Below are 6,493 nucleotides of genomic sequence, written 5' to 3' on the forward strand. Positions count from 1 at the left end.
GGGGCGGAGGCGGTGGGGACGGAGACCTGCATGCCCACAGGATAGATACAACACGTACGCATCAGCGATCTCCGTCCGGGATACGGACGGAGATCGCTGGTCATATCTACTCAAATCCCCCATTCTGCGCACAGCCGGGCCCCTCTCAGCACACCGCCGGGCACCTCCCTCCGACCCCGCCGGGGCGGCCCGGCCGACCCCCGCCGGGGCGGCCCGGAATTTCACAGATCCCGCACAACCATCCACCACCCATGCGCGTCACACACATGCGGCCCGACCCGCCCTGCCCCAACTGGGCCGTATCCAAGGCAATTTCGACCACATCGGGGTAACACCGTTGATCAACACCATGTACGGCACTCGGAGCGGACGTCTGCGCAGAGCCGCCGCAGTCACGCTCACCGCGGGCGCGATGCTCGCCACCGGCGTCGTCTCCGCGGCCCCCGCGCAGGCCGCCGCCCCCAAGGCGCCGTCCATCGCCGCCAAGGGCGGCTACCTGATGAACAACGCCAACGGCGCCACGCTGTACGGGAAGTACGCCGACACGCGTCTGTCCACCGGCTCCACGACGAAGATCATGACCGCGAAGGTCGTGCTGTCGCAGCCGAAGCTCAACCTGGACGCCAAGGTCACCATCCAGAAGGCGTACAGCGACTACGTGGTGTCCAAGAACGCCTCCCAGGCCCATCTGATCGTGGGCGACAAGGTCACCGTCCGCCAGCTGCTGTACGGGCTGATGCTGCCGTCGGGCTGCGACGCCGCCTATGCCCTCGCCGACAAGTTCGGCACCGGCAGCACGCGGGCCGCGCGCGTGAAGTCGTTCATCGGCAAGATGAACGCCACCGCGAAGAGCCTCGGGATGAAGAACACCCACTTCGACTCCTTCGACGGCATCGGCAACGGCGCCAACTACTCGACGCCACGCGACCTGACGAAGCTCGCGAGCAACGCGCTGAAGATCCCGACCTTCCGCACGATCGTCGCGACGAAGAAGTACACCGCGAAGACCGTCACCAAGACGGGCACCGTCCGCACGATGGGCACCTGGACCAACACCAACACCCTGCTGTCCAGCTACAGCGGCACCATCGGTGTGAAGACGGGCTCCGGCCCGCAGGCCAAGTACTGCCTGGTCTTCGCCGCGACCCGCAAGGGCAGGACGGTCGTCGGCACGGTCCTCGCCTCCACGTCGTCCACCCAGCGCGCCACCGACGCCACGCGGCTCCTCGACTACGGCTTCGCCCGCCTCGGCTGAGCCCGCCGAGCCTCGCAGCACAGGCGAGGGGGCCCGTCACCGTGGTTCGCCACGGTGACGGGCCCCCTGCTCCGCCCGGTGTCACGCCCAGGTCATCAGGCGCTTCGGCTGCTCCAGGATCGCCGCCACATCGGCCAGCACCTTCGAGCCCAGCTCGCCGTCGACCAGGCGGTGGTCGAAGGAGAGGGCCAGAGTGGTGACCTGACGGGGCTTCACCTTGCCCTTGTGGACCCACGGCTGGAGCTTGATCGCGCCGACCGCGAGGATCGCCGACTCGCCCGGGTTGAGGATCGGGGTGCCGGTGTCGACGCCGAAGACGCCGACGTTGGTGATCGTGACCGTGCCGCCCTGCATCGCCGCCGGGGACGTCTTGCCGTCGCGGGCCGTGGCGACCAGCTCGGCGAGGGAGTCCGCCAGCTCCGGCAGGGTCTTGGCGTGCGCGTCCTTGATGTTCGGCACGATCAGACCGCGCGGCGTGGCCGCGGCGATGCCCAGGTTCACATAGTGCTTGACCACGATCTCCTGCGCCGCCTCGTCCCAGGACGCGTTGATGTCCGGGTTGCGGCGGATCGCCAGCAGCAGCGCCTTCGCGATGATCAGCAGGGGGTTGACGCGGCGGCCCGCGAACTCCTTGTCCTGCTTCAGCTCCTCGACCAGCTTCATCGTGCGCGTGACGTCGACGGTGACGAACTCCGTGACGTGCGGCGCGGTGAACGCCGAGCCGACCATCGCCGCGGCAGTCGCCTTGCGCACGCCCTTGACTGGGATGCGGGTCTCGCGCCCGCTGTCGTAGGACACGGCGGCGGGCGCGGCCGGCGCGGCGGCGGGGGCCGCCGGTGCCTCGGCCCGCGGTACGGCGGCCGGGGCGGGGGCCTGCTGCGGTGCGGCGGCCCGGTGGACGTCCTCGCGGGTGATGATGCCGTCCGGGCCGGTCGGGACGACCGACGCCAGATCGACGCCGAGGTCCTTGGCCAGCTTGCGCACCGGCGGCTTGGCGAGCGGGCGCGGCCGGTCGGCGGCCGGAGCGGCGCCGTTGCCGTTCAGCTCCGCCTGGAGGGCGGCTGCGGCCGGCTCCTGCGCGGACGGAGTGGCGGTCTTGCGGGGGCGGCGCTTGGTGGAGGACGCGGCGACGCCGTACCCGACGAGCACGGGCCGGCGGCCCTGCGGGGCCTCTCCCTCCGGCTCCTCCGCTGCCGGGGCCGCTGCCGGTTCCTCCGCTGCCGGGGCCGCTGCCGGCTCCTCGGCCGCTGGGGCCGAGCCGCCGGTCACGTCGATCGCGATGATCGGCGTGCCCACGTCGACCGTGGTGCCCTCCGGGAAGTGCAGGGCGCGCACCACACCGTCGTACGGGATGGGCAGTTCGACGGCGGCCTTGGCCGTCTCGACCTCGCACACCACCTGGCCGTCGGTGACGGTGTCACCCGGCTGCACGTACCACTTGAGGATCTCCGCCTCCGTGAGCCCCTCGCCCACGTCCGGCATCTTGAACTCGCGAACGGACGCGTCCGTCATCGTCGTCACGGCCCTCTCCTCAGTACGCCAGAGCGCGGTCGACGGCATCGAGCACCCGGTCCAGGCTGGGCAGGTACTCCTCCTCCAGCCGGGCCGGCGGGTACGGGGCGTGGTAGCCGCCGACCCGCAGCACCGGGGCCTCCAGGTGGTAGAAGCAGCGCTCGGTGATGCGCGCGGCGATCTCCGCGCCGGAGCCGAAGAACACCGGCGCCTCGTGCACCACGACCAGGCGGCGTGTCTTCTCCACGGAGGCCTGAAGGGTGTCGAAGTCCAGCGGGGAGATGCTGCGCAGGTCCACGACCTCCAGGTTCTTGCCCTCCTCGGTGGCCGCGTCGGCGGCCTCCCGGCAGAGCTTGACCATCGGGCCGTACGCCGCGAGCGTCAGGTCGGTGCCCTCGCGGACGACGCGGGCCTTGTGCAGCGGGCCGGGGATCGCCTCGGTGTTCACCTCGCCCTTGTCCCAGTAGCGGCGCTTCGGCTCGAAGAAGATCACCGGGTCGTCGCTCTGGATGGCCTGCTGCATCATCCAGTACGCGTCGGACGCGTTCGACGGGGTGACGATCTTCAGGCCGGCGACGTGCGCGAACAGCGACTCGGGGGACTCGCTGTGGTGCTCGACCGCGCCGATGCCGCCGCCGTAGGGGATGCGCACCACGACGGGCAGCTTGACCTTGCCGAGGGAGCGGGCGTGCATCTTCGCGAGCTGCGTGACGATCTGGTCGTACGCCGGGAAGACGAAACCGTCGAACTGGATCTCGACGACGGGGCGGTAGCCGCGCAGGGCGAGGCCGATCGCGGTGCCGACGATGCCGGACTCGGCGAGCGGGGTGTCGATCACCCGCTCCTCACCGAAGTCCTTCTGCAGACCGTCGGTCACCCGGAACACACCGCCGAGCTTGCCGACGTCCTCGCCCATGATGACGACCTTCGGGTCGGTCTCCAGGGCGCGGCGCAGCGACTCGTTGATCGCCTTGGCCAGGGCCATCTTCTCCGCTGCCATGATCAGACCCCCTCAGCGTCCGCGAACGACGCCTGGTAGGCGGCGAACTGCGCGCGTTCCTCGTCGACGAGCGTGTGCCCGTCCGCGTACACGTTCTCGAAGATGGCGAAGTGGTCCGGGTCGGGCATGGCGCGGACCGCTTCGCGCACTCGTTTGCCCAACGCTTCGCTCTCCGCTTCCAGTTCCGCGAAGAATCCCTCGTCCGCGTGGTTTGCGGCCTCCAGATAGCGGCGAAGGCGCAGGATCGGGTCCTTGGCCTCCCAGGCGCGGCGTTCCTCGTCGACGCGGTAGCGGCTGGGGTCGTCGGAGGTGGTGTGGGCGCCCATGCGGTAGGTCCAGGCCTCGATCAGGGCGGGGCCCTCGCCGCGGCGGGCGCGCTCCAGCGCCCAGCGGGTGACGGCGAGGGAGGCGAGGACGTCGTTGCCGTCGACGCGGACGCCGGGGAAGCCGAAGCCCTGGGCGCGCTGGTAGAGGGGGACGCGGGTCTGCTTCTCGTTGGACTCCGAGATCGCCCACTGGTTGTTCTGGCAGAAGAACACGACCGGCGCGTTGTAGACGGCCGCGAAGTTGAACGCCTCGTTGACGTCGCCCTGGCTGGAGGCGCCGTCGCCGAAGTAGGCGATGACGGCGCTGTCGGCGCCGTCCTTGGCGACGCCCATCGCGTAGCCGGTGGCGTGCAGGGCCTGCGAGCCGATGACGATCGTGTACAGGTGGAAGTTGTTGCTGTTGGGGTCCCAGCCGCCGTTGTTCACGCCGCGGAACATGCCCAGCAGGTTGGTCGGGTCGACCCCGCGGCACCAGGCGACGCCGTGCTCGCGGTAGGTCGGGAAGACGTAGTCGTCCTCGCGGGTGGCCCGGCCGGAGCCGATCTGGGCCGCCTCCTGGCCGAGCAGGGAGGCCCACAGGCCCAGCTCGCCCTGGCGCTGGAGGGAGGTCGCCTCGGCGTCGAAACGGCGGGTGAGCACCATGTCGCGGTACAGGCCGCGCAGCTCTTCGGGGGTGATGCCGTCGACGTAGCTGTCGTATGCGGCGTTCTTGACGCGCTTGCCCTCGGGCGTCAGCAGCTGTACGAGTTCCGGCTCGCTGTTCGCCGGTTTGCCCGCAGCCGTGCGTTTGCCGGCCGTGCTCTTGGTACCGGCGCTGCGTCGCGGCTTGCGCGCGGCAGTGCTCTCCACGGTCACGTGTGCTCCTCCGTCGGTCCGGCATCCCGGGTTCGCCGGGGTGCCTGGGTTCCCCCTTCGTTCCGGTTCGGGAACTCGGGGGAGCGGCTCACCTGTTTGCCCTGGGGCGCACGGGGTGGGTGCGGCCCGGTCGGGAAACAGGCGTGACAGGTGCCCCGGCGAGCGCCCTGCACAAGGCACGTTACCCAGTGCTCCACATTTCTGTGAAACCCCATCTGACCTGCGTTTTTGCTTGGATTTCCAAGTAAATCGCGATCAGTGGGAACACTTCCTGGTCACAGCCTTGCAGGGGGCCGGAACAACGGCACGTTATCCCGGTGAACCAGGTCACGGGAAGAGTCCACCGAAAGCTCACGGGCCGCGTGGTGATCACCGCGGAGAGCAGTTCCGGCACTACCTGTGACCGGTTACGACTGCCTGTGACAACGCCCAGCTCAGGGCGTCGATTCGTGCCCTAGCATCGGGCGCGTGCCGCGACCGTGTGTACCACCTCCTCTGCCTCACGCGCCCCCGTTAGGGGCCTTGTTGAGCCGTTTCGCCGCCGGTTCCCCGCTCACCTGCGAGCCCGTGGACCAGGGACTTCTGAATCGCGGCTATCGCCTGTGCACGACCCGTGGCCGGTATTTCCTGAAGCATCATGTGGACCCGGACAGCGCCGACCCGGACGCCATCGAGCGCCGGCACCGGGCGACGCAGCGTCTGGCCGAGGTGGGTGTGCCGGTCGCGCCGCCGCTGGCGGACCGTGACGGCCGTACGGTCGCGGTCGTCGGCGGGCACGCGTACGCGCTGCACCCGTGGATCGACGGCCGGCACCGGCACGGCGGTCAGCTCACGCGCGGGGAGAGCGCGCGGCTCGGGGCGCTGCTGGGCGCGGTGCATGCCTGCCTGGAGCGGGTGATGCCGCCGAAGACGCGGACCCGGCCGGCGACCGGTCCACACCCTGTGGAGAGCGCGGACCCGGCCGACACGTTCGCGCTGATCGACGATCTGCTGGCGCGGGTGCGCCGCCACCATCCCGCCGACGCGTTCGACGACCTGGCCCGCTATCGGCTGCTGGAACGCCGTGACCTGCTGGAACGGCATGCGGACCGGCGTCCGCCGCCCGGCGGCCCGGTGGGCTGGGTGCACGGCGACTTCCACCCGTTCAATCTGCTGTACCGGGACGAGAAGCCCGCCGCGATCGTCGACTGGGACCGCCTGGGTGTGCAGCCCCGAGCGGAGGAGGCCGTGCGGGCGGCGGCGATCTTCTTCGTACGGCCGTCGGGGACGCTGGACCTGCCGAAGGTACGGGCGTACGCGCGCGCGTACCGGCGTGCGGCCGGGGCCTCGCCGTCGGAGCTGGCGGCGGCCGTGCACCGCGTGTGGTGGGAACGCCTGAACGATTTCTGGATGCTGCGCTGGCACTACGAGCGGGGCGACACCCGAGCCGACTGCCAGTTCCCGGCCGCGTCCGCGCTCGCCGTGTGGTGGACGCGCGAGTACGACGCGGTGTGCGCGGCGTTCACGGGGTGAGGCGGGGTTCTGCCGGGCGGGCTCCCTGGGGCG

5 protein-coding genes are annotated in these 6,493 nt (G+C 70.5%); 2 read left to right on the forward strand and 3 right to left on the reverse strand.

The window, feature by feature from the left end; all coding sequences use genetic code 11:
• Positions 1-349: 349 nt before the first annotated feature.
• Positions 350-1,255, forward strand: a complete 906-nt coding sequence (locus MTQ10_RS26245; RefSeq protein ID WP_247472639.1) for a D-alanyl-D-alanine carboxypeptidase family protein — start codon at positions 350-352, stop codon at positions 1,253-1,255.
• Positions 1,256-1,336: 81 nt separating this feature from the next.
• Here MTQ10_RS26245 and MTQ10_RS26250 read toward each other — a convergent pair whose 3' ends face one another.
• From MTQ10_RS26250 to pdhA, 3 genes are read right to left on the reverse strand one after another with little or no spacing between them, the layout of a single operon-like run.
• Positions 1,337-2,776, reverse strand: a complete 1,440-nt coding sequence (locus tag MTQ10_RS26250; RefSeq protein WP_247472640.1) for a dihydrolipoamide acetyltransferase family protein — start codon at positions 2,774-2,776, stop codon at positions 1,337-1,339.
• 10 nt (positions 2,777-2,786) lie between these two features.
• The gene (locus MTQ10_RS26255) at positions 2,787-3,767 is read right to left on the reverse strand and encodes an alpha-ketoacid dehydrogenase subunit beta (RefSeq protein ID WP_247472641.1); all 981 of its coding nucleotides are present in this window, start codon (positions 3,765-3,767) and stop codon (positions 2,787-2,789) included.
• 2 nt (positions 3,768-3,769) lie between these two features.
• Complete coding sequence (gene pdhA / locus MTQ10_RS26260) at positions 3,770-4,948, reverse strand: pyruvate dehydrogenase (acetyl-transferring) E1 component subunit alpha (protein WP_247472642.1); 1,179 nt, start codon at positions 4,946-4,948, stop codon at positions 3,770-3,772.
• 495 nt (positions 4,949-5,443) lie between these two features.
• Between pdhA and MTQ10_RS26265 the strand changes: the two genes are divergently transcribed.
• A complete protein-coding gene (locus tag MTQ10_RS26265) occupies positions 5,444-6,460 on the forward strand; it encodes a phosphotransferase (RefSeq protein WP_247472643.1) in 1,017 nt (338 codons plus the stop codon).
• Positions 6,461-6,493 lie beyond the last annotated feature (33 nt).

The sequence above is a fragment of the Streptomyces sp. XM83C genome (assembly GCF_023072675.1).
GTDB lineage: Bacteria > Actinomycetota > Actinomycetes > Streptomycetales > Streptomycetaceae > Streptomyces > Streptomyces thermocoprophilus.

Coding starts and splice junctions, on each gene's coding strand:
- MTQ10_RS26245 (WP_247472639.1), top strand. CDS start 350: ATGTACGGCACTCGGAGCGGACGTCTGCGCAGAGCCGCCGCAGTCACG.
- MTQ10_RS26255 (WP_247472641.1), bottom strand. CDS start 3,767: ATGGCAGCGGAGAAGATGGCCCTGGCCAAGGCGATCAACGAGTCGCTG.